Origin of the sequence: Kribbella sp. NPDC004875 (assembly GCF_042873375.1) — a bacterium.
Lineage (GTDB): Bacteria > Actinomycetota > Actinomycetes > Propionibacteriales > Kribbellaceae > Kribbella.
Window position 1 is genome coordinate 1 of sequence record NZ_JBIALI010000010.1, and the last position, 23980, is coordinate 23980.

The window sequence follows — 23980 nt, forward strand, 5'->3', positions numbered from 1 at the left end:
TGGTACTGCGACCGGGAGGTCGTGGGAGAGTAGGACGCCGCCGGACATTCACACTGTTAAGGGCCACCCCATCCGGGGTGGCCCTTAACATTTGTCTGAGTAGATCCCCCACAGCCTGGGATGTCCTAGTGCCGTGACAAGAAACGTTGAGGTCGTCCATCAGCTCAGCGCGTCCCCCGGTTATCCGACCCTGGAGAGTCTCCCCAGCCAGGCATTCGAGCGGTTCACCCCTGATGTTGTCCCTGAGCAGTTGGCATGCCGCGTGGGAACGGACCATTTCTGAGGTGAACCCCTAAAACGGCGCCAGACTAAAACGGCGCCACGACGGCGCGTGCAGAGCCGGCTGAGGTCATCGCTGTCAGGGGCGGCAAGGGCCTGACAACCGAAGGCTTCTTGACGCGGCACTAGTGTCCTGAGTGGGAGGTTCGACGGCGCTTTCGGCGCCCAGGCACGCACCTCACGGCACGTGGCCAGCGCCCACGATGCTCCGCATCGAGGCCACTGACCACGCACCGCGATGCACGCACCTGACCACCGAAATCAGTCGCCGCGCCTCCGACTCAGGACACTAGGCTCTGGGGATGGCTGTACTGGTCTTGCTTGTAGGACTCCCGGGCGCGGGAAAGACGTTCTGGTCTCGCCGGCTCGAGGAAGAGCGTGATGCGCTCAGACTGACGCCTGACGAATGGATGCAGGCACTGTTCAACACCAACGAGGTCGACGGACGACGCTGGGTCCTCGAGTCGGAGATGTTCTGGGGTGTTGCCGCCAGAATGCTGGTGCTCGGCGTCGACGTGATCCTCGACTACGGCTGCTGGTCCATGGAAGAACGAGATCTCTTCCGCACCAGAGCCCACGAGCTCGGCGCGACCACAGAGATCATCCTGCTGAACCCGCCGTTCGACGTGCTGTGGGAGCGGATCGACAAGCGGAACGCGAATCTCCCGCCGGGCACGTTCCGGATCACTCGGGACGAGCTTCTCGAGTACCAGACGAAGTTCGAGGTGCCGACCGCGGAGGAGCTCGGCCGCTGGGACCGGCAGCGCGTCGTGACGGACTAGCTTTCCTGAGGCGCGATGCCGACGAGCGCGGCCGCGGCGCAGATGTGGACCGGCGTCAGGTCGACGGGGGACACCGGTGCCTGCAGCAGGGTGCCACGCTCGTACGGCGTGAGGTCGATGTCGATACCCGGTGCGCCGGCCACCATGCCACGGACGTACGTGAGCCAGCCCATCATCGGGATGCCGCGCCGGAACACGCCGGCGGCTGCCGCGAGCTCGGTGTCGGCGATGCTGGCCCACTGCGGTTCCCAGATCGTCACGACCGCGCGGAGGACCTGGGCGAACCGCTCCGACTGCAGCAGTGCGTCCTCGTCGCTCCAGTGCAGCGTGAGCTGATCCGAGATCGTCGTCATCGTGCCGCCCATGGACAGATCGAACAGCCACGGGAGGTCGCCGGTGCTCTGCAGGTGCAGACGGGTCGTACTCGTGCCGTTCGCGAGCACCTTCGTGGTCGCCTCGACCATCTCCTGCAGCGGCGTCGAACCGTCCGCCTCGAGGACGTGGTATCCCCAGCGCTCGTCCTGGGTCCAGTTGTGTACGTCGGGAAACGCGACAGCGACCGCGGTCAGCGTCCGCCCGACGCGGAGTGCGCGGTGCTCGACGGATTCGTCACGGTGCGACCATTGGGCGCGGAGCAGCCAGGAAGCCATTCACGCCCTCCGATCATGAGGCGGTCGGTGCTGCGGAGGTGACACCAAGCCCGGGAGCGGGCCGGATGCAGGCGACGGTACGCCGTCATACGACCGCTTGACCAGAGGTCCGCCTACTCGGTGTGAGGGGGTACGGCGGCGCTCCGGAACGATCACCGCACCAGTCTGCTGCACTCCCCGGTCGAGGGGCAGCACCGGGGTCCGATTTTGGTAACAACGCATCGAAATCTGGACAACTGTCAAGCCGCGCGCGGGCGACGTGATCGGGCCCGCCCCGCCCCGACGACTCAGGTGCCGCTGATCAGGTGATGCGCAAGCAGTGGCGAGAAGGCTCGAGTGGGTAGGTCCGGCGTGAGCCCGCACGGCCCGTCGGATTCTCCGGGGGTACGCAGCCAGAGGTGCAGATCGACCGGCGACGTCGACTTGGCAGGCGCTGTGCCGAGTTTCCTGGCAGGTGGGTTGCAGGAGCTGCCGTCGGAGCCGTTGCCGTTCCGGCTGGTGTCGATGACGTAGTGGGTGCCGCCGCCGAGCGCCTTCAGAATCTCCGTGCCGCGAGCGACGGACTGGTCGGTGGTGAAGTAGTTCGCGGTGTTCAGGGCGAACCCGCGGACCTTGCCGACATCGGCGAGCCGCAGCCGGCGTGCCATCTCCTTCGCGTCGCCGGACGTCGCGTTGCCCGCGTCGAGATACGTCCACGTGTTCGGGTTCTTCACCGCGAGCAGCCCGACGGCGTACTTCAGGAGCGCGAGCCGCCCGTCCCACTCCGACGTCGGATAGCAGTCGAGGCGCGCCAGCGCGTCCGGCTCGAGAACCAGCACCGCGGGCCGCGCCCCGATTCCGTCCGAGACGGCCGCGATCCACTGTCGGTACGCCGCGGCAGTCGGCGCACCGCCCCCGATCCCGCACTGCCGCCCGGGCAGGTTGTCCGTCACCAGTACCGGGAGCTTGCCGGCCTGGTCCGCAGCCGTCGTGTACGCCGTCACGCCCGCCTTCACGTCGCCGCTCCAGGCGCCGAGCCAGCGCGCCGACGGCTGGGATGCGATCTTCGACGCGAGTTCGGTGTCCTCCGGATGCCGTCGTACGTAGGCCGCCGCCGAGGAAGCCGGGTCCGCGTACATCCCGCTGGTCAGCTTCAGCGGATCGCCGGTCGCTTCGGCCAGCCCGGATTCGGGCCGGCCGAAGCCGAAGAGTGCGGCGGACAGCACGAGTCCTGCGGTCACCGACCGCAGGACCGGACGCACAGGACGCAGAGTCGGCATCGGTGAAGAATCCTTCCGTCCACGGAGCGATCACCCAACGTGCCGACGACATTACTCTCAGACGCCTCAGCTGTTCTCGTCGACCTCGCAGAAGGAGGCGTAGTGGTCGCTGGTGTAGTAGACATGTTCAGGCGTGGTCTTCGCGCCGCCGCCGATCAGCCGGCGGGCGCCGCGGTCCGGTGAGCCGGGCGTGATCACGGTGTACTCGTGGTAGTACCCGGACGACTCGGACGGAAGAATGCCCTCCCGGTTCGAGAACACCGTGCCGTCCTGCCGATACGGGAACGGCCCGCCGGAGTGGATCAGGTCGAGGGTGTCGGAGGCCTGGGAGGGCAGCGAGCTCAGTGCACAGGTGTCGATCGCGGCCGGTGCCGTGCCGGCATGCGGCGCGACGTACGACGAGGTGGTCGGGGCGGTTGGGGCGGCGTAGGCCGTGGACCCGAGGGTGGCGGTGGTCGCCAGGGTCACGGCAGCGATGAGGGTTCTCATGCTCGAGACGCTTCCCCGTCGAAGTGGCGCCGGTACATCCCAGCTGTGAATAACAGCTGGACTATGACCCGGCCGCTGGCCTAGAGTCTCCCGCGGCGAGAACATCCCGCGCAGTGGAAGGAGCGACCGATGAACACTCTGACTTGTTTTCCGGCGCGTCCCCTCCGCTCGCACAGCTCGCACTGAGCGGAGCCGCGCCTCCTTCTGGAGGATCTGTGACCATCCGCACCACCGTCGAGGCCGACCTCGACACCATCCTTGCTCTCATCGAGAACCAGTCCGTCAACACCGTCACGCTCGACCGGTACCGCGAGTACGTTGCCGCAGGCTACTACCGGCACGACTGGACCTGGGTCGTCGAGGAGAACGGCGCGATCCAGGCCCTCGCCATCTGGTGGGGCGGCCCGGATGACGAGTACCCGTTCAGCATCGACGGCTTGTACTACGCCGGCGACGGCGACGGCGACCCGGTCCCGGTGTGGACCGAGCTGATCAAGCACGGCATCGCGAGCCGGCCGTCCGGTGCCGAGCCGCCGGAGTACCACTTCTTCCTGGACAGTGACTGGGAGGACCAGCCCGACGTCGTCACCGCCCTCGAACAGCGCTCCCAGGCGGGTGCGGCGGCTGGTCTGACCGAGATCACCGACCGGCTGCGGTACGAGTGGAAGCCGGAGTACGGGCTGCCGGAGCGGTCCACCCGGCTGCGGTTCGCCGAGGCCGACGACGAGGCGTTCGTCGCTGTGTTCATGCAGGTCAGCCAGGGCAGCCTGGACGCCGCGACCGCGCGGGAGATCGCCCGGGTCGGTGTCGAGGCCTCGGCCCGCGAAGAGCTCGAGCTCTACAAGTCGATGCCGAACAGCGACCGCTCCTGGTGGCGGCTGGCGTACGACGGCGAGGGCAAGCTGATCGGGTTCGCGATCCCCTCGTCGAACGCGGCCGGCCCGACGGTCGGGTACCTGGGCGTCCTGCCGGAGCATCGCGGTCACCGGTTCAGCGACGACCTGCTGGCCGAGATCACGCACCTGCAGTCCGAGCTCGGCGCCACTCAGGTGCGCGCCGACACCGACTTCGGGAACGTGCCGATGGCGAACAGTTTCGAGCGTCAGAAGTACCGGAAGTTCGCCGTACGGCGCGTGCTGTCGTTCCCCGAGAGCTGACCTGAACCAGCACCGTTCGAGGTGCAGACGAGCGACGCCCCGACCCCTATGCTCCCTGACATGTCAGTTGGCTCGGGGGTCGGGGAGTCGCCGAAATGCGTGATATCGCGCTGATCCTGCACGTCGCGTCCGGGAGCCTCGCCGTCGTGTTCGGTCCGTTGGCGATCGTCCTGACGCTGCGCCGTCGCCGGCTGAACTGGGCCGGCGAGACGTACCACTGGGCGATCGCGCTGGTCTGCCTGACCGCGCTGGTGATGGTCCCGTACGACTGGGGCGGGCTCTGGTACTTCTGGCCGATCACAGTCGCGTCGTACCTGTTCGTGTACTTCGGTCAGCGCGCCGCCGAAGCGCCTGGCGGACTCTGGTACCGCGGTGTGCTGCGCGGGTACGGCGGTGGCTGGATCGCACTGTGGACGGCCGTCGCGATCGTCAGCCTTCCGCACCAGCCGTGGGCATGGGCGATCCCGATCGTCCTCGGCTCGGCCGCCGTCGAGTGGCTGTGCTTCAACCCCGCCCCGGGCTGGACCCGCGAGATCCAGCCCGGCACTACTCCTTAGGTCGTGTCTGGCCATTCCCTGCCTACTGCGCGGAATTGCCAGACACCACCTAGGCCTGGCCGGCGAGTTCTTCCGGGGTGGCCTTGCGGACGACGAGACGAGTCCAGGCGCCGACGTAGATGCGGTCGTCGGCGTTCAGCTCCTGGCGCTGGCCCGGGATGATCGGGGTTTCGGGGAGCGGGCCGGCCGCGGAGGCGACGTACGTGCCGTTGGAGGACTGCAGGTCCTCGACCCACCAGCGCTGGCCGTCGGTGGTGAGCTGGGCCTGGCGGCGGCTGACGCCGGTGTCGTCGCCGCAGTCGACCTCCGGCGAGATGCCGCGGCTGCGGGACGGGCGGCCGATCAGCAGGCTCTTCTCGGTCAGCGGGATGACGGCCGGGAGGCCTGGCGACGGGCAGGGGTCGTCGCTCTGCTGTACGGCGTACCAGTCGGGGTCGACCCAGCGCTCGACGACCCACTCGGCCACCGCCGCAGGTGCGGGCGGGGTTGCCGGCGCCGGGCCGCTGGACAGGTCGAGCGGTGACGCCGGACGCGGCATGGTGCCGGTGGTGAAGTCGTAGCCGCAGTTCTCGCAGAACAACGCGTCCGCCGAGGCAGGCTCGGAACAATTAGGACAGCTCTGCCCAGCTGGAGCTGCTTCCGGAACAGGAGGAGCTGCCGCAGCTTCTGGGGCAGCTGCCTCCGAAGCTGCGGTCATGGGGAGGCCGCAGACGTCGCAGTAGTCGGTTGACGTGGAGGGGTGTCCGCTCGGACAGTTCACGGTCATTTCCGCACCCGGGTGGTCTTGGTGGAGGCTGTGTCGAGCGCCATTTCGTCGGCCTTCTCGACCGTGCGCTTGAGCCGCACCGTACCCGTTTCCTGGTCGTCGATGTCCACGACCTTGCGCAGCCGCGTGGTCGCTTCCTCGTTCCCGGTCGCCGCCGCGAGCTGTACGGCGCGGCCGAGCTTCGTGGTCGCCGTCGCGGTGTCACCGGCCGCCTTCGCCGCCAGACCGTCCTGGATCGCCTGCGCCAGCTCGGTCTGCCCGGTGTAGTGCGCGACCTCCGGGCTGATCCGGGTGGTGAGCGCCTCGTCGGCCGACCACAGCGCCTTCACCAGGCCCTGCGCGACCACGTCGTCACCGAGCACCAGCTGTACGCGAGCGGCCAGCTGCTCCTGACCGATCGCCTTAGCGGCCAGCCGGATCGCCACGTGGTAGTCGCGCGACTCGTCACCCCACGACCCGGTCGGGTACGAGCCGGTCAGCGGGTTGACCGCCGTACGCCGGCTGGTCAGGTCCTCGACCGTCGGGGCGACCTGGCGGACGAACAGCACCTCGGCACCCTGCGGCGCCCAGACCCGCAGATCGGCCTGCGCGACACCACGGCTCATCGCGTTCTGGATGATCTTGGAGAACTCGGCGGCCAGCTGGTCCGGTGCCGGAATGATGTCGACCGTCCCGAGCAGCGCCTGCGCGATCCGCCGTACCTCGTCGACCTGCCAGGCCACGCCGACGCCGCGGGTGTCGCACTGGAACTGACCAGTCACCGACTCGATCGCCTGGGTCAGCGCCTCCGGCGTCTCGTGCTGGTTCTCGCCGTCGGTCAACAGGATCGCGTGCTTCTGCGACAGCGACGGCACGGTCGCGAAGACCCGCGACGCCAGTCGCAGCCAGGTGCCCATCGCCGTACCGCCGTCGGCGTAGAACCGGGACACCGCGTCCTTCGCGGCCTGCCGGGTGTACTGGTCCATCCGGACCATCACCGGTTCGGCGGACGGCGGGAACGCCAGCTGCGCCCGGTCGTTGCCGGAGATCACCGCGAACCAGACACCGTCGAGGATCTGGTCGATCGCGGTCTGCGCGGCGAACGCGGCAGCCTGGACGCCGTCGCGGCCCATCGAGCCGGAGGTGTCGACGATGATGATCTCGCCCGCGTCACCGGTGCCGGACTGCCCGGCGGAGCCGGCGCCGGCACAGTTCACCGTGACGATGGCGTGCACGTCGGTCCCGCCGTCGGGCAGGAACTCGTTCTGGTACACGGAGGCGGTGAAGTCGGCCATCTCGGGTCCTCTGTCTGGGGTGGTGGGGTGGGAAAGGCTAGATCCGTGCCAGGGCGACGGTGATGTTGTCCTGACCACCCTGGGCGTTCGCCCAGTCGACCAGGGCGGACGCGGTGGCCTTCGGCTCGTCACCGTTGCCCGCAGCTGTCTGACGTACGAGGTCGGCCAGCGGTGCCGCCTCCGAGCAGTAGTTCCACAGGCCGTCCGAGCAGACCAGCAGCCAGCCCGGCGCGGTCACCTGGACCGTCATGGTCCGCGGCGTGTGGTCGGGCGCGTCCTTGCCGAGCCAGCGGGTGATCGCGTGCGCGTGCGGGCCGGACTCGGCCTCAGCGCGGGAGATCCCGGTGGCGATCAGCTCGGCCGCCCACGAGTCGTCGACGGTCAGCGCGACCGCCTCCGCGTGGTCCGGGAACCAGTACGCGCGACTGTCCCCGACATTGCCCGCCACCAGCAAACCGTCCTCCAGCACCGCCGCCACGAACGTGCAGGACGCCGGGTTCGGGCTGTCCGGACTCGTGCTGTCCAGTACGGCGTCACTCGCAGCGTCGGCCGCCGCCTTCAGCCGGGCCGCGATCGCACTGCTTCGGGACGACTCGGTCCCGAGACCCTGCGCGTGACCGGCCGACAGCACCTCACACGCCGCGCGAGCCGCGGCGAGGCTGGCGACGTCGGAGTCGAGCGACGAGCTGACCCCGTCGCAGACGACCAGGAGCGCGCGGCTGCCCGGTGCCTCGTCCGCGGCGATCGCCATCGCGTCCTCGTTGCGGCTGTGCCGGATCCCGCGGTCGCACACTCCGGCGACCCAGGCGGCCGGCTGCTCCTCGAAGTGGTCCCGCGGCTTCGCGGCCTTGGTCCCACACGTCTCGCAGTACCCGTCGGCGCCGACCGTGCCGCCGCACGACCTGCACGGGCCGGCCGGGTCCGCCTCCGGAATCGCCGCCGTGGTGATCTCCACGGTCGGCTCGGTGTCGGTGTCCAGCGCCGGCGTGTTCGGTGTGGCCGCTTGCGGCAGCTCGGTACCGCAGGCCTCGCAGAAGCGGTCTGCCTCGGACACCGGGCCGCCACAGCTTGGGCAGACCGTCTCGGTCTTACTCGTCATCGCAACGTCCATCCTCGAACCTCGTTGGCCAGGTCGACCAGGGCGATCCGTTCCGGCCGGGTCTGGGCCTGGCCGGCCAGCAGCCGGTAGGTGGCCTCGAGCCCGTCCCGCAGAGCGGGCTCGGTCGCCGCCCGGCCGTCGATCCGCAGAGCCTCCTGCGGACCGGACTGCTGGACCTCGGTCAGCGCGGTCCGGAACACGTTCGCGGCCAGGTTGGCCCGGTCGACCGGGTCGATGGTCAGCGTCGCGATGCTGTCCATCGCCTCGGCGAGCGCGGGAAGGCCACGCCCCGATCCTGCCAGCAGACCGGCTCGCTGGCGACGGGCCCGTACGTACTCGCCGCTGGTGCGGGGCACCAGGTCGAGGGCGCCGAGCGCTCCGTCCAGGTCGTTGCGCTGCGTCCGGATCGTGGCCAGACCGAACGCCGACGGTGCGATGTAGTTGGCGTCCGTCCGCGCACAGGTCAGGTAGAGGCCCTCGGCAACGTCGTACTCGTTGCTGTGTTCACAGGCGATGGCGAGCGCCAGCTTCGGTGCCAGCTCACCCGGCACCTGGCCGTAGACGGCGTTGAACGCGGACTGGGCCGCAGCTGAGTCGCCACGGGCCAGCGCGACCAGTCCGGCCATCCAGACCGCTCGCCACTCCCACGGGTCGGAGTTGAGCAGGTCGGCCACCGCCGTGTCGACCATGTCGTAACGCTCCGGTCCGATCTCCAGAGCGGCCTCAGCGACCTCCAGCAGCGTCTGCGGGGACTGCTCCGGTGCGTCGACCAGCAGCTCCAGCCGCTTGGCCGGGTCCGGCACGCTGACCGTCTTGAGCCAGCCGGCCATCTTGTCGCCCTCGTCCGGCGCCAGTGACGGCAGCTGCTGCCACGGCGCGGCCGCCTCACCCAGTCCGGCTGCCTTGTCGCCCGGCGTCCCGAACAGCAGCGAGGACGCCGAGTGCTGGGCCGCCTTGACGCCCTGCTTGTCCGCCACCACCTCACGCAGTACGCCGAGAAGCTGCACGCGGAACTCGTCAGCGGACTGGAAACGGTCCGCAGGGTCCTTCGCGCACGCCTTGGCCAGCAGGCGGTACACCGAGTCGTACTTCTGGAACAGCGGTACTTCGCCGACCGGCGGCAGCGAGTCGACGTACCGGCCCTGGTAACCGCGGAACTCCATCGCCAGCACGCACAGTGTCCGGCCGAGCGTGTAGATGTCGGAGGCAACCGACGGGCCGACCTCGGCGACCTCGGGGGCCTGGAAACCGACCGTTCCGTAGATCGCCGAGTCGAGGTCGTCGATCCGCCGGACACCACCGAGGTCGATCAGCTTGACCGCGTCACCGACCTGGATGATGTTGTCCGGCTTGAAGTCGCAGTACACCAGGCCGAGGTCGTGCAGGTACGAGAACGCGGGCAGGATCTCCAGCAGGTACGCGATCGCCTGGTCGATCGGCAGGGCGTTGTACTGCCCGTGGTTCTCCGCCATCCGTTGCTTGAGCAACGTCTTCAGCGACGTGCCGCCGACGTACTCCATCACGATGTAGCCGGCGCCGTCGTGGGTGACGAAGTTGTAGATCTCGACGATCAACGGGTGCTCGACGCGGGCCAGGAACTGCTGCTCGGCGATCGCCGCCGCGACCGCGTCCGGGTCCTCGGAGTTCAGCAGGCCCTTCAGCACCACCCAGCGGTCGGACACGTTCTTGTCCTGGGCCAGGTAGATCCAGCCGAAACCACCGTGCGCCAGGCAGCCGCGGACCAGGTACTGGCCGCCGACCAGGTCGCCGTCCTTCAGCTTCGGCGCGAACGAGAACCGGTTGCGGCACTTCGGGCAGAAGCCCTCGGTGCGGCCGGGCTGTCCGTTGCGGGACCGGCCGACCGGGTTGCCGCAGCTCGGGCAGTTCCGGCGGTCCTCCGGGACCATCGGGTTCGCCAGGATCGCCTTGCTCGCGTCGATCGCGGGGATCGACGGTACCTGCGTCAGTCCGGCACCGAGGCGCGCGCCGCGCAGCCGCGTGGACGACGTACCGAGCTTGCGGGTCAGCTTCGAGCCGGCCTGCGCCGCGCGGGCCGAACCGAGCGGCGTCGAGGCCAGGCGGTTGGACGCGCGAGAGACCGTCGACGGGCTGCTGAGCGGGTCCGCCTCGTGGACGACGGCGGGAGCGCCGGAGACAGCCGAGGGGCTGGACGAGCCGTCGGGCGCGGGCGAGCCGCAGACGTCGCAGTACCCGTCGACGTACGTGCCGGTGCAACCGGGCTGGGTGCAGGCGCCCGTCGCGGGAGCCGACGCAGCCGGCGCGGCGGCGGGGGAGCCGCAGACGTCGCAGTACCCGTCCACGATCGAGCCGGTGCAGCCAGGCTGGGTGCAGGTCGTCATTTCGTTCCTTCCAGGTAGGCCTGGTAGGCCGCTACCAGTGCACCGAGGCGAGCCAGGTCCACCGGCTCGGCCTCGATCACCGCTCGGCCGCGCCGGTACAGCTCGGCGAGATCCTCGTTGCCCGGGGCAACACTTGCCGCCTTGACCTGATAGGCGTCCAGCAGCTGGGTCAGTTCGTCCCGTCGCCCGAGCGCCGCGCCGTACGCCGCCTGCGCCTGCCCGAGCGCCCGCCGCACGGCGTCCAGCCGGGTCAGGTACTGGGCCAGCTCCGCCGGGGTGTTCGGCACCGCTCCGAGCGCGGTCACATCCGGTACGGCGAGGCGCGGGGCCGGACTGACCGTCGCGACGGTCTTGTCGGCGAGCGCGCGGACCGCCGTACCTTGGGCCTCGAGCTCGCCTCGCAGCGCGCGGGCGCGGGCCACATCGGCGGCGCGTTCCTTGCGGGTCGCGGCGCCGACGATCAGGTCGCGTTCGGCCTTGGCCGCGTCGAGTTCGAGCGGGCCGATGAGCCCGCCGATGTCGGCGCCGCGTTTGTTGCGGTCGGCAAGGTCGATCAGGCGACGGTCGAGGTCGTGGTGTTCGGCGAGCGCCTTGTCGCGGACGTTCGCGGGCTCCTGCTTGACCAGGTCACTGATTCGCTCGACCTGGGCGCGCAGTTGCCGGAGGCGGGCGGCGAGGTCGGCGTCGCCGGGCTCCAGCGCGAGCTTCGCGCGCAGGCTGGAGGCCAGTGCGTCGGACAGTTTGCATGCCTCGGGCAACGAAACCGCGAGCGAGCCGCCGGCCGCGCCGGCATCCAGCCCACCCCAGATCAGCGCCGAGATCTGCTCGGTCTCCTTCGCGCCGACCCGGCCCGAGTCCCAGGTCACCAGGATCAGCTCGTACCGATCCGAGACCGCCTTCCAGACCGTCATGCTGAGCACGACGTCCGCACTCAGCGCGTCCGCCTCGGCCGCATGCAGAGCAGCCTGATCCAACTCGTCCAACTCGGCCTTCCGCCGATCCCGCCACTCCCCGAGAGCGTTCAAATAGGCCAGCAGCTCCGAAGCCGGAACGCCACTCCCCATCCTCCCCGGCGAAGCGGGCGCCGAGACAATCGGCGTACGAACGGTCATGAGCGTCCGTAGGCGGGCGTCGGTGGGGTCGTGAGCGCGCCCAGATCCGGGGCCAGCCACTTGTCGTACGAGATCATCCAGTCCGACGTCTTCTTGCCGGGCTTCGTCTGCTTCATCTGCTCGAGCACACCGTTCACGAACCGGACGAAATCGACGTTGTCCTTGTTGATGCCCAGGCCGTAGGGCTCATCGCTGATCCGCTCCTTCAGCACCTTCGCGTACGGGTCCTGGGCGGCGTCACCGGCCAGCACTGTGTCATCGCCGCTGATCCCGGCAGCCTTGCCCTGCTGGAACAGCACCAGGCACCCGGTGTCGGTGTCGGCGGTGACGGGCTTGATCTTCGGGTTCGCCTTCTTCAGGTTGTCCAGGCTGGTCGACCCGGCCGGGGCGCAGATCGTCTGGTCGGACAGGTCGGCCAGCTTGGTGGCCTTGGAGTCACTCTGGACCAGCGTCTTCTGGCCGGAGCGGTAGTACTCCGCCGAGAACGCGATCTGCTGCCAGCGCTCGCAGTTGATCGTCATGTTCCGTGCGACGATGTCGACGCTCTTGTTCTGCAGCGACGGGATCCGCTGTGGGCTGGAGATCACCCGGAGCTCGAGGTGACCCTTCCAGGTGCCGAAGATTGCCGTGGCGACCGCCTTCACCATGTCGATGTCGAAGCCCTCGATCACGCCGGTCAGCGGGTTCCGCGCACCGAGGTGCAGGCTGTCCGCCGAGACCCCGGCGATCAACCGGCCGCGCGCCTGGATGTCCGCCATCGTCGTACCCGCCGGCATCTGGTTCGGCGCGGGCAGCGGGCCCTCGGGCTGGTACGACTGCAGCTCGGTGGTCTTGTCGCAGCTCGACGGCGTTGCCGGCGCGGCCGACGGGGTAGTCGGCGCGGGCGCAGGCGGCAGCTGGGTCGCGGCGTAGTTGCCGTTGCCGCAGGCGGTGAGGAGCAGGGCCGCGGTGGCGGCGATCGGGATCAGTTTCTTCATCGGTACTCCTCCAGGCGCTGCGACATGCCCCAGGCGACGAGCAGAGCGGCGACGATGCCGATCGGTACGCCGAGCCAGCCGATCGGCGGCAGTCCGTCCCGAGCGTCGGACAGTCGGCTCTGCACCGCCGTACTCGTGTCGTTGAGCTGCTCGTTCGACGCGGTGTCGAAGGCCTTGAACGTGTCGACGGAGTTGAAGCTTTTGTCGCCGCCGACCGCCATCGCGACGGCACCGTCCCAGTTGCCGTCCTTGGCGTCGGTCTGCCGGATCCTGGCGTGGACCGTCGAGTACTCGTTCCACAGGTTCCGCAGGCTCATGTCGGTCGTGCCGAGCTTGCCGAGCTGTTCGTTAACCTGCCCGGCCGCCGCGTTGTACGCCTGGTCGAAGTTGTCACCCGAGCCGCGGGCGATCAGCGTGAGGCTTTCGTTCGAGCGGGCGTCGTACGCCGCGATACGGGCGCGCGACAGTGCGAGGGTGCGTTCGTACTCCGTGCTGCGCGTGTCCTTCGCCGCGCCGGACGCGCTCGCCAGCGCGACCCCACCGATCACGGTCGTCAGCAGCACGAGGAGTGCGCCGGCGGCGATCGGGACGTTGAGGTAGCGGTGCGTACGGCCGGCCAGCCAGCGCAGCGTGATGCCGAAGACGACCAGTGCGAGCACGCCGCCGACGACGATCCAGATGGTGCCGTAGCTGATCCCGTCGAACTCGGTGTCGACCCGCTTCTCGTTCGCCTCGACGAGTGCCTTCACGAGGGGGAGCGAGTTCTCCTGCAGGACCGAGTTGGCGTCCTTCAGGTACTGCGAGCCGATCGGCAACCCCTGGCGGTTGTTCGCCCGGGCCTGCTCGATCAGACCTTCGTACGTGATCAGGGTCTTGTTCAGCGCACCGAGTGCCTCGCGGTCCGCGGGCTGTGCGCTGGCGGCGTCGGAGATCAGCCCGGCGGCCGCGGCCATCGAGTCGACGTAGTGCTGGCGCTGGTCCGGCGGCTCGAGACCGCCGACCAGGAACGCGTTCGTCGCGTCGGCGTTCGCGCTGACCAGGTTGGTGTGGATCGCCTGGATGCGGACCAGTTGCGCGGCGTTCGCCTGCGCGCGGTCGAGCGCGCCGTCGGACTGGCTGAAGCCCTGCGCCGCGGCGAGTCCGAAGACCACGCTCATCGCGGCGGCGATGATCAGGAGCGCGCGCATCCGGCCCGGCGTACCCGCGAACCACTGGGCGACCGCGCCGCGCCGGCCCTGGACCTGACCGCCCTGGGCCTGGCCGGCCGTCGCCTGCTGCACCGCACCCGGCGACCAGGTCGCGGGCGGCGCACTCTGCGTCTGGGTCACGCCTGTACTCCTTGCTCGGCTTGTTCTTCGTCCTCGTCGAGATCCGTCGCCACGATCTGACGCAACTGCTCGGTCGTCGGTGCCGTCACGTCGCGCAACCGCCAGGCCTGCCGGCCGATCGCGGCCTCCAGCACGTTGCGGGCAAACCGCCCGTTACCGAACGAACCGTCCCGCGGCGTCGCGGTGAGAATCTCGTGGAACCGCTCCAGCGCTTCCGGCACCAACTCGTAGTCGGCCGCTTCCGCGAGCCCGGTGAGGATGTCGGTCAGCTCGTCGTCGCTGTAGTTCTCGAACTCGATCGTGGTCCGGAACCGGCTGGCGAGTCCGGGGTTCGCGGCGATGAACGCGGCCATCGGCCCGGGGTACCCGGCAACGATCACGACCAGGTCGTCGCGCCGGTCCTCCATCTCCTTGACCAGCGTGTCGACGGCCTCGCGTCCGTACTGGTCGGCGCCGTTGTCACCGGCGGTCAGGCTGTACGCCTCGTCGATGAACAGCACGCCGCCCGCCGCGGACTCGACGACCTCGGCGGTCTTCGTCGCGGTCTGCCCGAGGTAACCGGCGACGAGTTCGGACCGGTCGACCTCGACCAGTTGTCCCTTGGACAGCAGGCCGAGCGCCTTGTAGATCCCGCTCACAAGCCGCGCGACGGTCGTCTTCCCGGTCCCGGGATTCCCCACGAACACCAGGTGCCGGGTGATCGTCGCGCTCTTCAGCCCCGCCTCGGTCCGCAACTTCTCGACCCGCAGTACGGCGACCTGCCGATGCACTTCCCGCTTCACCCGGGCAAGTCCCGTCAGCTCGTCGAGCTCGGCCAGCAACTCCTCAACCGTCTTCTCCGGAACCTCTTCGGCCTTCGGAGTTTCCTGTGCGGGGGGAGCGGTGGGAGCAGGAGTCGGGGTGACCTGAAGCGGTCGTGCGCCGGCGGCCTGCAGTTGTGCCGCGGCTGCCACCGAAGCGTTTCCGATGACCCGCATCGTTGGTTCACCCAACGTGCACGCCGCGGACGCGATCTCCGCGAGAGCTTCGGCGTACGCCGCCTTCTCGGTCGAACCCGCCGCGATCAACTCGCTCAGCACGGCCGTCGGCGCGCCACGCCACCGCCGGCCGCGGACGGCCGCGTCGAAGAAGTCCTGGGTCGTCGCGTCGTCGACCGCTTTGCCCCAGTCGGCGGGTGCGCCCGGCGCCGACTCCGCCAGCGCGGCGGCCAGCGCCAGCGCCTCGGACCGGGCCCGGTCCTCCGCGATCCCGGCGCGGCCGGCGACCTCCAGCAGCGCGGACAGCGCCTGCTGCAGCGAGCTTCCCCCCGCGCCGGTCATGTCCCTCCTCGTCCAGGTGGTGGTGTCAACGGCCCCGCCGGTCCGCTGCTCGGTCCAGCGGCCGGTCCGGTGTTCGGAGTGCTGTTCGGCCCCGTGTTGGGTGCTGTGGGCGGTGCTGGGGTCGACTCGGTCGGGCCGAGCGCCAAGCCTCCGCCGGTGGAGCCGGTGCCGAATTTCTCCTGCAGGAACCTGCCATGGGCGATCAGCGCCGCCGCGTCGGCGCGGTTCACCGCGTCGAAGACCTTGTCCATCGTCGCTGCCAAGAGGTCCAACTGGTCGATCAGGATCATCAGCGACGTCTTGCCGCGGTCCACCGGCCGGGTGTCGGCCCACTGCCGCGGCAGCCGCAGGTAGCCGCCGATCGCCTCCGGCAGGTAGTCGGTCGCCGTCGCCATCACGGAGTACGCCTGCGCACTGCCGCCCAGGTTGCCGAGCCGCGGGATCGTCTCCCGCACCACCCGGACCACCCGCCCGACCCGCGACGCGACGACCGCCGGTACGGCGCCGCCCGCGACCAGCTGCTCGACGCGGACCAGCGCCGCCAGCAGGTCGTCGTTCGTCGGCGGCCGGGGTACGGGGGCAGGCTCGGGCTCCTCCTTACGGCCGGTCAGCCGTGCGAAGAAGTCACCGAGCGCCATGCAGTCCCCCGTCTCCAGGTGGTGAGTTGGTGTCAGCGACCGAGGTCGAGGTCGAGGCTGCCGTGCACGACCTGCTGGTTCTGACTCGCGACCCGGTCCAGGTACGAGCGCGACTTGGTCACCTCGGTCTCCAGCGTGCCGATCGTTGCGGCCATGTTGTCGAGCGCCTCGACCTTGAAGGTGTCGATCGCGTCCATCGTGGCGTAGATGTTCGCGAACGCGGCCTGCAACTGCGGCAGCCCGATCGTCGCCGAAGCGGCCTGCTGCTGGATCGCGACCGAGTTGTCCCGGAGCATCTCCGAGGTGCGCTCGATCATCCCGCTGGTCGTGGTGTTCAGCGCGGTGATCTGGTCCAGCACGAGCTTCTGGTTGCCGAGCGCCTGCGCCACGATGACCGCGGTCCGCAAGGCCGAGACCGTGGTGGTCGACGCGCGGTCGACGCCCTTGATCAGCTCGATGTTGTTCTTGATCACGATGTCGATGGCCAGGTAGTTCTGGATCGAGACCGCGAGCTGGGTGAGCAGGTCCTGGTGCTTCTGCCGGACGTAGAACAGCACGTCCTCGCGGAACGCCTTCGCCTTGTCCGGGTTCGTCGCCTCCAGCTCCGCGATCGCCGCGGACAGTCGCGCGTCGAGGCGCTCCGCGACGTACACGTACTGGTTGAGCCGGGTCATCGCGTCCCAGAGGTTCTGCTTCTCCAGGTTCAGCGCGGCGTTGTCCTTGCCGAGCTCGTCCTGGCCGTTGCGCAGGCTGTGCAGGATGCCCTCGAGGTGGCTCTGCGCACTCTGGTACTTGCGGAAATAGTCCTCGATCTTGTCGCCGAACGGGATCATCCCGAGCAGCTTCTTCGGGCCGCTCGCTTCCTTCGGGTCCAGGTCCTCGACCGTACGGCGGAGTTCGAGCAGCGTCTTGCCGACGGTCGAGCCCTCCGACAGGCCACCGCTCTGCAGCGCCTTCACCGGGGACTGCAGCAGCCGGTTCGAGCTCTCGGCGGCGGCGCGGATGTCGACGTCGCCCATGCTGCGGACGTCACTCGCCTTCGCGGCGAACTCCGGCGACCGCGGCTCGGCGGCCATCAGCGAGTTCAGGAACGTGTCGACCTTGGTGTCCAGCCCCGGCAACGCGGCCGGGTCGACCGCGGGCGCCATACTCGGCGCCGCGGTTTCCGCGACTGGCTGTGACGGCGGCGGCGCGGTCAGTATCAGGCCCGGCGCAGTCGCGGTCGGCGGCTGCAGCGGCGCCGCGGCCGGCTGTGCGGCGGCAGGCTGAGCAGCGGCCGCACCTGCGGTGTTGTCAGCTTCAGTCATCGTCTTCCCCTCCGAGAGGCCACCCTGGTACCTCCGTGACGCGCGCCCAATCTACGCGGTTCCAGGTCTTCCCGGCCCAGTCGTTAGCTACTCGTTGCGAGGTGGGGTCTGGTGATCACACGCCTACTGCGCGGTACTCGGTGCGGCACCTCGCTGCGCGTGAGCAAAGGTCACGATGCTCCGCATCGAGCCCTTCGCTCCCGCCCACCGAGCTACCACACCGAGCACCTGCTCGCTACGGCGTGTGATCACCAGACCCCACCTAGCTGCGGCGATAACTGACGAAGGAGAAGCCGTCGCGCGGGTCGCGGGCTGTTTCGGTCCAGTCTGCCGCGTCGATGGTGGGGAAGGTGACGTCGCCCTCGGGGGACTGGTGGACCTCGGTGAGTTCGAGGTGGGTGGCGTGCGGGAGGGACTGGCGGTAGATCTCGCCGCCGCCGGCCACGTAGAGCGTGCCGTCGTACCGCAGGGCGTCGTCCAGGGAGTGGGTGACGTCGACGCCGTCGGCGGACCAGTCGGGCTGGCGCGTGACGACGACGGTACGCCGTCCCGGGAGCGGGCGGCCGATCGAGTCGTACGTCTTGCGGCCCATCACCAGCGTGTGGCCGAGGGTGAGCTGCTTGAAACGCTGCAGGTCTTCGCGGATCCGCCAGGGCAGGTCGTTGTCCCGCCCGATCACACCGTTGCGTCCGACCGCGGCGATCAGGATGAGACTCATACGGCGATGGGCGCCTTGATCCCCGGGTGCGGGTCGTAGCCGGCCAGCTGGACGTCGGCGATCTCGTAGGCGTCGATCGAGTCGCGCTTCGTCAGCTCCAGCGTCGGCAGCGGCCGGGGCTCGCGGGTCAGCTGCAGGCGGGCCTGGTCGAGGTGGTTCAGGTACAGGTGCGCGTCGCCGAGGGTGTGCACGAAGTCACCCACCTCGAGACCGGTCTGCTGCGCGACCATGTGCGTGAGCAGCGCGTACGACGCGATGTTGAACGGCACACCCAGGAAGATGTCGGCCGACCGCTGGTACAGCTGGCAGGACAGCCGTCCGTCCGCGACGTAGAACTGGAACATGGTGTGACACGGCGGCAACGCCATGTCGTCCACGTCCGCGACGTTCCACGCGCTGACGATGTGCCGGCGCGAGTCCGGGTTGGTCTTGATCGACTCGACGAGCTTGGTGATCTGGTCGACGTGCCGTCCGTCCGGGGTCGGCCAGGAGCGCCACTGGTACCCGTACACCGGGCCGAGCTCGCCGTTCTCGTCGGCCCACTCGTCCCAGATGCTGATGTTGTTCTCGTGCAGCCACTTGATGTTCGTCGAGCCGCTGAGGAACCAGATCAGCTCGCCGATCACCGACCGCAGATGCAGCTTCTTCGTCGTCACCGCCGGGAACCCCTCGCGGAGGTCGTACCGCGACTGGTACCCGAACACACTCAGCGTGCCTGTCCCGGTCCGATCCCCCTTCTCGGCGCCGTGGTCGAGCACATGCTGGAGGAGATCGAGGTACTGCCGCATGCCGCCAACCTACAACTTGTCGCGACCGGTCAACATGTCAGACTCGCGGGGTGGACGAGTATGTGCTGACGCTGGTGGTCCGGGTCGAGAAGAACGCTCGGCCCGCCCAGACCGATGCTCTGGAGACCGCCGCCCGTGCTGTGCTGGCGATCCTCGCGGACGACCGCTCGACGGGCGAGGGCGAGTGGGCGGGGTCGATGGCCGCATGGCAGGACAACCGGATCCGCAAGATCACGAAGCGCGCCCGAGGAGCCGAGTGGCGCCGGGTCGAGGCGCTACCGGGCATCACGATCACAGGAACCGGAGCGGGCGCTGCACAGCCGGAAACCGGGGACGTGAGTCCCGTGGCTGAGGTTCGGGTGTTTCCGCCCAGTGGGGTGGATGTGGTGCCGGTGGAGTTGTTCAAGCTTCAGGTGAGTGGGACGGACTTCGAGGACACCGCGGAGCTTGCGGCGCCCGAACCCGGCGTACCGGTGCTGTGGGTCAACCCCGATCTGGAGATGTCGAGCGGTAAGGCGATGGCGCAGTGTGGGCATGCGGCGCAGCTCGCGTGGTGGGGGTTGTCGGCAGCGGCGCGCAAGGAGTGGGCGGCGGCCGACTTCGCGCTGGCGGTGCGGACCGCAGGCCGCGCCCAGTGGCAGGAACTGCTGGCCACGCGGCTCCCGGTGGTGCAGGACGCCGGTTTCACCGAGGTGGCGCCGGGCTCCCGCACCGTGATCGCCGATCATCCGCTGCTGACGCGATAGTGCAGATGGGTGACCCGGTCACCCGCGACGATCCGTGGGTTGTCGAGCAGTACCTCCGGCCCGACGTACTCACCGAAGAACTTCACGCCGGAACCGAGTAGTGCGGGGACGAGGTTGTAGGCGATCTCGTCGACCAACCCGGCCGCGATCGCCTGACCGGTGAGGTTGCCGCCGGTGACGCTGACGTCGGCGTCGCCCGCGTACGCCTTGGCCTGCGCGATCGCCTCCTCGATCCCGTTGACGAAAGTGAACGGCGCATCCGGGAACGGCCAGTCGGCAGGCGGCTCGTGCGTCACGACGAAGACGTGCTCGCCGACCGCGGGTACGCCGTTCCACCCGTTGGTGATGTCGAACAGCCGGCGACCGATGACGCACGACCGCACCTTCGGCCAGGTCGACCTCAGGTACGCCGCACTCGCCTCACTGACCCGGAACGGCCGCCCCGGGTCGGTCCCGTAGATCTCGACCGGCCCGTTGCCGTACCAGTCGAACAGCGGCCCGACCTGGTCCTTCTCGTCCGCGACGAACCCGTCCAGGGAGACTGCCGCGGTGGCGATCACGTTGCCCATGGCTACTTCACCACCCGGTAGGTCAGATGCTGCGCCGCCGGCGTGGACACCGCCTCGATCAACTCGAGCCCCACACCAGCAGCCGGCTCGGCCGGGAACAACCGCGTCCCGGCCCCGAGTACGACGGGTGCCACGTGCAGCCGCAGTACGTCGGCCAGCCCCTCGGCGAGCACCGCATGACAGATCTGACCGCCGCCCATCACGACCACGTCCTTGCCGCCGGCAACTTCCAGCGCCTGCGCGACGGCCTCGCCGGGACTGCCGGCGAACCGGAAGCGGTCGCCCAGCCGGGTCTTCTCCGGCGGTGCATGGGTGACGACGAAGACCGGCGGGTTGATCTCGCCGGTCGGCTTCGCGCCGTACCCCATTTCCTCGCTCCAGCCGTCCGGGGCGTCGATGATGTCGAACAGGTTCCGGCCCTGGACGACCGCGCCGCTCGCCTCGAAGGCGGCGTCGAGGACGGCGCGGTCCGCGTCGGTGCCGTGGAAGACCCAGTCGTGCAGGGCCATACCGCCGTCACCGAGGCCGTTGCCGATCCCGGCGTTGGGTCCGGTCACGTACCCGTCGACGGACACCGAGATGTCCACCACGACCTGGGTCATGGGTCAGCCCTCCTTGGCGACGACTTCGGCGAGCCGGTCCATCGAGTCGCGGACGCCGTGCTCCATCCCGGACGCGACGAACTGGTCCCGGCTCCCGACCGACGGGAACACCGACTGCTGGTGCAGCCGGACCCCGGTCGCGGTCGGCTCGAGGGTCGCCTTCTCCAGGCAGACCTCGCCCGGCGCGCCCTCCCACTCGAAGGTCTGGATGATCAGCTTGTCCTGGTCGACGGTGTGGAAGACGCCGCGGAACGCGTACTCACCGGAGTCGTCGCGGTGGATGTAGCGGTACCGGCCGCCGGAGCGTACGTCGTACTCCTCGACGGTCATCTCCAGCTCGCGCGGGCCCATCCACTGCGCGACCAGGTCGCGGTCGGACAGTACCCGGAACAGCTGCGCCGGCGTGGCGTCGAACTCCCGGGTGACCTCCACGAACGGGGTTCCGGCGGGGGCGTTGATCGTGGTCTCGCTCATTGGTCCTTCTCCTTCACGGTGTTCAGCAGCGCGTCCATCCGGCGGAAGCGGCGCTCGGTCTCGAGCCGGTACTCGTCGATCCAGCTCGTCAGGGCTTCGAGGGCGGCCGGCACCAGGTGACACGGGCGGCGCTGGCCGTCCCGGGTCCGGGTGATCAGCCCGGCGGCCTCGAGCACCTGGATGTGCCGCGACACCGCCTGTTTGGTGATCGGGAACGGTTCGGCCAGTTCGTTCACGGTGGCCGGGCCGCGCGACAGCCGCGCGATCATCGCCCGCCGGACCGGGTCCGCGAGGGCCGCGAAGGACCGGTCGAGCTGATCGTCGTCAACCGTCATCTTTATCAACCATTCCCTTGATCAACCGATATGTTGACTATAGGGACGGGCTGTCGCCACCGTCAAGGGGCGAGCCGGATCAGATCGTTTCGAAGGCCGCCATCATCGCCATGTCCTCGTGCTCGAGGTTGTGGCAGTGGATCAGGTACTTGCCCTTGTGTGCGGTGAACCTGACCAGCACCTCGACGACCTCGGCCGGCCGGATGTCGACGGTGTCCTTCCAGCCGTGGTCGTACGCCGACAGCTTGCTCTTCCCGCCCCGCGTGAGGACCTGGAACGGCGCCAGATGGACATGCACCGGGTGGTGGACATCGGTGACGAACGACCAGATCTCGTACTGGTCCAGCTGCACCTGCGCCTGCATCACCGCGGGATCGAAGCCCTTCCCGTTGATCGTCCAGCCGCGGTGGTCCCCGGCGTCACCGCGGCGGAAGCGCCACTCCCGCCGTACGACGCCGGTCGGTCGGGGCGTCACGGCGTACGACGAGAGCGTCACCGGAATGCTGGTGTCGTCGGCGGCCTTGCGGGCGACCTTGAAACGCAGGACGTTCGCGAACTTGTCCAGCTTGTTGACGACCGTGACCTCGTCACCCGGCTGGTACTGCGAGAAGTCGACGATCACGTCGAAGCGTTCGGCCGGTGCGATCACGAGCGTCTGGTGCTCGACCGGCTTGTCGAGCAGTCCACCGTCGCTCCCGATCTGGACGAAGGTCGCGGGACCCTTGTCGAAGGCGAGCTCGTACCGCCTGGCGTTGCTGGCGTTCAGGATCCGGAAGCGGTAGCGCACCGCGTCGACCTCGTGCACCGGCCACGGCGCACCGTTCACCAGCGTGACGTCCGCGACGACACCTTCCATGTACGCCGACTCGACGCCGGGACCGTCTTTCGCGGCGGGGTACAAGAACGACCCGTCGGCGTCGAATGCCCGGTCCGCGATAACGAGTGGGATCTCCCGATCGCCCTTCGGCAGCGGGAGTTTCGCCTCCTCGTCGTCGCGGATGATGTGCAGACCGAACAGTCCGCGGTACACCTGCGGGGCGGTGTAGTCCATCGTGTGGTCGTGGTACCAGAGCGTCGCGGCGCGCTGCGTGTTCGGGTACGTGTAGGTGCGGCGGCCCATCGTCATGTCGCCGCCACCCATCATGTGATGGCCGGCGCCGTGCGCGCCGTTCGCGGGCATGATCATGTCGAGCGGCCAGCCGTCACTCGGCGCGGGCGTGTGACCGCCGTGCAGGTGCACCACGGTCGACACGTCGAGCTCGTTCACCTGCTCGACCACGGTGGTGCGTCCACTCCGTACGTCGAAGGTCGGGCCGGGGAGCAGGCCGTCGTACCCCATCACTTCGGTCTTCAGGCCGGGGAGGATCTCGAGGCTCGCCTTGCGCTGGACGACCTGGTAGTAGTCGGCCTGCGCGTCCGAACGGATCGGCTTCTTCACCGGCGGGATCGGGAGCGGGACCTGGAACGGTGTGGGGAGTTTCGCCTTGCTGCGCAGGAGTTCGCCGGCCTGCGCGGGCTTCGCCTCCTCGCCGCATCCGGTCACGGTCAGGGCGGCACCGGTGCCTCCGGCAACGGCCAGGAACCCGCGGCGGGACATCTTCATCGCTTCGCCTCCCGGCGACTCAGGCCTGCGGTGGAACGGAACGACCAGACCGTCATCCAGACGACGGTGGTGACGATGGCGGTGCCCAGCGGGATGTGGACCGCGAAGTTCTGCTGGTAGCCGTAGACGAGCTGGACGAACTCCGCGACCACGAGCAGTACGGAGGCGACGGACGGCCAGATGCGGCCGCGCCCGGCGAGTGTGTAGAACGCGGCGACGACGGTCTGCAGCAGTGCGATCATCCACACCGATCCGCCGATCGCACCGTGCACGTTCGTCATCGCGTCCACGTTTCCGGACAGGAAGTACCCGGCGGCGATCGGTTGCGCGATCACGAGAAGGGCGTGCAGGACCAAGGTGATCCGAAGGAGCTGCAGGCTGACGCGGGGCCGGCGTACCGTCGGGGCCGCGATGGTGGTCATGCGGGCACGACCTGTCGTTGGCGCGCGATCCAGTACGCGAAGGCGAGCGAGCCGGCGACGAGCGCGATGCCGAGCGGGATGTGGATCGCGAGCTGGCGGCTGTACCCGACGACCACCTGGAGGACCTCGCCGGCCACGATCAGCAGGCCGGCCGCGGGTGCCGTCCAGCGACCACCGGACCGCCACCAAATCGTTGCTAACAGCAACTGGGCGAGCCCGAGGAAGGCGAGCGCCAGTCCGGTCGGCTCGTGCATCCGGACGCCGGTGGGGGAGCCGTTCAGGTAGACCCCCGCGAACACCGGTTGCAGGCAGATCCCCACCGCATGTACGCCGGCCACTACCTGGAGTGCCCTCAGCCTCATCATGTAGA

Annotated in this window: 26 protein-coding genes; 4 read left to right on the plus strand and 22 right to left on the minus strand. The window is 69.1% G+C overall.

Annotation, left to right across the window (positions count from 1 at the left end; all coding sequences use genetic code 11):
* Positions 1-581 precede the first annotated feature (581 nt).
* Complete coding sequence (locus ACFYRH_RS38980; protein ID WP_387785563.1) at positions 582-1061, plus strand: AAA family ATPase; 480 nt, start codon at positions 582-584, stop codon at positions 1059-1061.
* Here the strand turns inward: ACFYRH_RS38980 and ACFYRH_RS38985 are convergent.
* The 3 genes from ACFYRH_RS38985 to ACFYRH_RS38995 form a co-directional block, all read right to left on the minus strand.
* Positions 1058-1711 (minus strand): hypothetical protein, encoded by a 654-nt coding sequence (locus ACFYRH_RS38985; RefSeq protein ID WP_387785565.1) that lies wholly within the window; start codon positions 1709-1711, stop codon positions 1058-1060. The two genes, ACFYRH_RS38980 and ACFYRH_RS38985, sit on opposite strands and share 4 nt — an antisense overlap.
* Before the next feature lie 287 nt (positions 1712-1998).
* On the minus strand, positions 1999-2970 hold the full coding sequence (locus ACFYRH_RS38990; protein ID WP_387785567.1) for a glycoside hydrolase family 6 protein: 972 nt from the start codon (positions 2968-2970) through the stop codon (positions 1999-2001).
* A 66-nt stretch (positions 2971-3036) separates the two neighbouring features.
* Complete coding sequence (locus ACFYRH_RS38995) at positions 3037-3459, minus strand: ribonuclease domain-containing protein (protein ID WP_387785570.1); 423 nt, start codon at positions 3457-3459, stop codon at positions 3037-3039.
* Between the two features lie 215 nt (positions 3460-3674).
* Here ACFYRH_RS38995 and ACFYRH_RS39000 point away from each other — a divergent pair, with 215 nt between their 5' ends.
* Positions 3675-4616 carry a GNAT family N-acetyltransferase gene (locus ACFYRH_RS39000; RefSeq protein WP_387785571.1) on the plus strand — a complete coding sequence of 314 codons (942 nt, stop codon included), beginning with the start codon at positions 3675-3677 and terminating at the stop codon, positions 4614-4616.
* Between the two features lie 95 nt (positions 4617-4711).
* Positions 4712-5173 (plus strand): hypothetical protein, encoded by a 462-nt coding sequence (locus tag ACFYRH_RS39005; protein ID WP_387785574.1) that lies wholly within the window; start codon positions 4712-4714, stop codon positions 5171-5173.
* A 49-nt stretch (positions 5174-5222) separates the two neighbouring features.
* Here ACFYRH_RS39005 and ACFYRH_RS39010 read toward each other — a convergent pair whose 3' ends face one another.
* The 12 genes from ACFYRH_RS39010 to ACFYRH_RS39065 all read right to left on the minus strand — a co-directional run bounded on the left by ACFYRH_RS39010 (position 5223) and on the right by ACFYRH_RS39065 (position 18859).
* Positions 5223-5711, minus strand: coding sequence for an FHA domain-containing protein (locus tag ACFYRH_RS39010; protein WP_387785577.1), 489 nt, complete (start codon positions 5709-5711; stop codon positions 5223-5225).
* Between the two features lie 224 nt (positions 5712-5935).
* Entirely contained in the window at positions 5936-7213 is a 1278-nt protein-coding gene (locus tag ACFYRH_RS39015) for a VWA domain-containing protein (protein ID WP_387785580.1), read from the minus strand.
* A 37-nt stretch (positions 7214-7250) separates the two neighbouring features.
* A complete protein-coding gene (locus tag ACFYRH_RS39020) occupies positions 7251-8312 on the minus strand; it encodes a protein phosphatase 2C domain-containing protein (RefSeq protein WP_387785582.1) in 1062 nt (353 codons plus the stop codon).
* Positions 8309-10672 carry a tetratricopeptide repeat protein gene (locus tag ACFYRH_RS39025; protein ID WP_387785585.1) on the minus strand — a complete coding sequence of 788 codons (2364 nt, stop codon included), beginning with the start codon at positions 10670-10672 and terminating at the stop codon, positions 8309-8311. The genes ACFYRH_RS39020 and ACFYRH_RS39025 overlap by 4 nt, the downstream gene beginning before the upstream one ends.
* Complete coding sequence (locus tag ACFYRH_RS39030; protein ID WP_387785587.1) at positions 10669-11784, minus strand: hypothetical protein; 1116 nt, start codon at positions 11782-11784, stop codon at positions 10669-10671. The genes ACFYRH_RS39025 and ACFYRH_RS39030 overlap by 4 nt, the downstream gene beginning before the upstream one ends.
* The gene (locus ACFYRH_RS39035; protein WP_387785588.1) at positions 11781-12761 is read right to left on the minus strand and encodes a glutamate ABC transporter substrate-binding protein; all 981 of its coding nucleotides are present in this window, start codon (positions 12759-12761) and stop codon (positions 11781-11783) included. Before ACFYRH_RS39035 ends, ACFYRH_RS39030 begins: the two co-directional genes overlap by 4 nt.
* Complete coding sequence (locus ACFYRH_RS39040; RefSeq protein ID WP_387785591.1) at positions 12758-14089, minus strand: hypothetical protein; 1332 nt, start codon at positions 14087-14089, stop codon at positions 12758-12760. The genes ACFYRH_RS39035 and ACFYRH_RS39040 overlap by 4 nt, the downstream gene beginning before the upstream one ends.
* Positions 14086-15408, minus strand: a complete 1323-nt coding sequence (locus ACFYRH_RS39045) for an AAA family ATPase (RefSeq protein ID WP_387785593.1) — start codon at positions 15406-15408, stop codon at positions 14086-14088. Before ACFYRH_RS39045 ends, ACFYRH_RS39040 begins: the two co-directional genes overlap by 4 nt.
* Positions 15405-16046, minus strand: coding sequence for a hypothetical protein (locus ACFYRH_RS39050; protein WP_387785596.1), 642 nt, complete (start codon positions 16044-16046; stop codon positions 15405-15407). The genes ACFYRH_RS39045 and ACFYRH_RS39050 overlap by 4 nt, the downstream gene beginning before the upstream one ends.
* A gap of 32 nt (positions 16047-16078) precedes the next feature.
* Positions 16079-17353 (minus strand): toxic anion resistance protein, encoded by a 1275-nt coding sequence (locus ACFYRH_RS39055; RefSeq protein ID WP_387785598.1) that lies wholly within the window; start codon positions 17351-17353, stop codon positions 16079-16081.
* Between the two features lie 262 nt (positions 17354-17615).
* Positions 17616-18071, minus strand: coding sequence for a dihydrofolate reductase (locus ACFYRH_RS39060; protein WP_387785600.1), 456 nt, complete (start codon positions 18069-18071; stop codon positions 17616-17618).
* Complete coding sequence (locus ACFYRH_RS39065; protein ID WP_387785603.1) at positions 18068-18859, minus strand: thymidylate synthase; 792 nt, start codon at positions 18857-18859, stop codon at positions 18068-18070. Before ACFYRH_RS39065 ends, ACFYRH_RS39060 begins: the two co-directional genes overlap by 4 nt.
* Before the next feature lie 50 nt (positions 18860-18909).
* Here ACFYRH_RS39065 and ACFYRH_RS39070 point away from each other — a divergent pair, with 50 nt between their 5' ends.
* On the plus strand, positions 18910-19605 hold the full coding sequence (locus ACFYRH_RS39070) for an aminoacyl-tRNA hydrolase (protein ID WP_387785605.1): 696 nt from the start codon (positions 18910-18912) through the stop codon (positions 19603-19605).
* Here the strand turns inward: ACFYRH_RS39070 and ACFYRH_RS39075 are convergent.
* From ACFYRH_RS39075 to ACFYRH_RS39105, 7 genes are all read right to left on the minus strand, one after another.
* On the minus strand, positions 19584-20174 hold the full coding sequence (locus ACFYRH_RS39075; RefSeq protein WP_387785608.1) for a dihydrofolate reductase family protein: 591 nt from the start codon (positions 20172-20174) through the stop codon (positions 19584-19586). The two genes, ACFYRH_RS39070 and ACFYRH_RS39075, sit on opposite strands and share 22 nt — an antisense overlap.
* Positions 20175-20176: 2 nt before the next feature.
* Complete coding sequence (locus ACFYRH_RS39080) at positions 20177-20776, minus strand: dihydrofolate reductase family protein (RefSeq protein WP_387785610.1); 600 nt, start codon at positions 20774-20776, stop codon at positions 20177-20179.
* 3 nt (positions 20777-20779) lie between these two features.
* A complete protein-coding gene (locus ACFYRH_RS39085) occupies positions 20780-21250 on the minus strand; it encodes an SRPBCC domain-containing protein (protein ID WP_387785613.1) in 471 nt (156 codons plus the stop codon).
* Entirely contained in the window at positions 21247-21585 is a 339-nt protein-coding gene (locus ACFYRH_RS39090; protein WP_387785614.1) for an ArsR/SmtB family transcription factor, read from the minus strand. The genes ACFYRH_RS39085 and ACFYRH_RS39090 overlap by 4 nt, the downstream gene beginning before the upstream one ends.
* A 79-nt stretch (positions 21586-21664) precedes the next feature.
* Entirely contained in the window at positions 21665-23188 is a 1524-nt protein-coding gene (locus tag ACFYRH_RS39095; RefSeq protein ID WP_387785616.1) for a multicopper oxidase domain-containing protein, read from the minus strand.
* Positions 23185-23610 carry a hypothetical protein gene (locus tag ACFYRH_RS39100; RefSeq protein WP_387785619.1) on the minus strand — a complete coding sequence of 142 codons (426 nt, stop codon included), beginning with the start codon at positions 23608-23610 and terminating at the stop codon, positions 23185-23187. Before ACFYRH_RS39100 ends, ACFYRH_RS39095 begins: the two co-directional genes overlap by 4 nt.
* The gene (locus ACFYRH_RS39105) at positions 23607-23975 is read right to left on the minus strand and encodes a hypothetical protein (RefSeq protein ID WP_387785621.1); all 369 of its coding nucleotides are present in this window, start codon (positions 23973-23975) and stop codon (positions 23607-23609) included. Before ACFYRH_RS39105 ends, ACFYRH_RS39100 begins: the two co-directional genes overlap by 4 nt.
* Between the last annotated feature and the right edge of the window lie 5 nt (positions 23976-23980).